We start from the raw sequence: 911 nt of genomic DNA, 5'->3' as shown, positions 1-911 counted from the left end.
CCATATTCTATTGAATTAACAGTCTTAATTATACGCTGTTGCTCTAATTCAGTTAGCCTGTTAGGTGGTCGCTTTATCGTACTTGTTCGCTTATCTGTCATATCATCAGCTTCAATCCAGCGTTGAATTGTTCTTGCCGTTAGACCAAGTAACTCACATGCTTTTTCTTGCCTTGCCCCTGATTTCTGCGCGTCGGTAATGAGCTCTATCAGTTCATGACGTTCAGTTGAGCTGGTTAATCGTCCTCGTTGAAACCCCAAAGCGCATCTGCTTTTGTTTTGAGTACGAGTAAGGCGGCTGTTTCTGCTAACGCTTTGTCTTTACGATTAAGCTCTTTTTGAAGCTGCTTAATTTCTTGTTTGAGCTGTTTACTGTCTGATTTTACGGGCTTCGTTGAAGGCCCTTTAGCAAAATCTTGCTTCCATTGTTTAATATGATGCGGGTAAAGCCCCTTAGCACGGCAATATTCATTAAGAGCTGCTTCATCTAAACTCGCACATTCAATAATGGCGTTAAGCCTTTCTTCTAAGCTCCAGTCATGAGGGCGTTTTTCTATTGTCATGTGACTACCATTATTTTTAGTTTCAAGTTCATGGTTTTTAGCAAGCGCGATCCATCGTTGCAAGGTTGAATAACCGATGCCTAAATCAAGCGCAATATCTTCTAGGCGAACATCATCACATTGAGATAATGCTTTTTCAACAGCGTGAACTTTAAATTCTTGTGTAAATCGACGTCTCATTTTATCTGCCTCTATTAAAAGTTAGAGGCGACAACTATCCTGACACAGGGGGGTAGTCTATTAAGTATAAATATTTAAAGCTGCGCTTTTCGCGTGAGCAAGCTTTACGCCTACCGGTAAAGTTTGACGCCGTGGTTAAATTTACTTGTAGGCGAGCAAAGTTCGTAAT

Annotated in this window: 1 protein-coding gene and 1 pseudogene; both read right to left on the bottom strand. The window is 40.8% G+C overall.

What is annotated here, in order from left to right; genetic code table 11:
• A pseudogene (locus GQR52_RS20360) lies at window positions 1-260 on the bottom strand (helix-turn-helix domain-containing protein); the annotation flags it as partial.
• Window positions 236-742 (bottom strand): transposase, encoded by a 507-nt coding sequence (locus GQR52_RS20355; protein ID WP_165729615.1) that lies wholly within the window; start codon window positions 740-742, stop codon window positions 236-238. The gene GQR52_RS20355 and the pseudogene GQR52_RS20360, both read right to left, overlap by 25 nt.
• Window positions 743-911 lie beyond the last annotated feature (169 nt).

This window comes from Pseudoalteromonas sp. 31A1 (assembly GCF_011378815.1).
Classification (GTDB): Bacteria; Pseudomonadota; Gammaproteobacteria; order Enterobacterales; family Alteromonadaceae; genus Pseudoalteromonas; species Pseudoalteromonas arctica.
This window is presented reverse-complemented; position numbering and strand designations above follow the sequence as displayed.

Coding starts and splice junctions, on each gene's coding strand:
- GQR52_RS20355 (WP_165729615.1), bottom strand. CDS start 742: ATGAGACGTCGATTTACACAAGAATTTAAAGTTCACGCTGTTGAAAAA.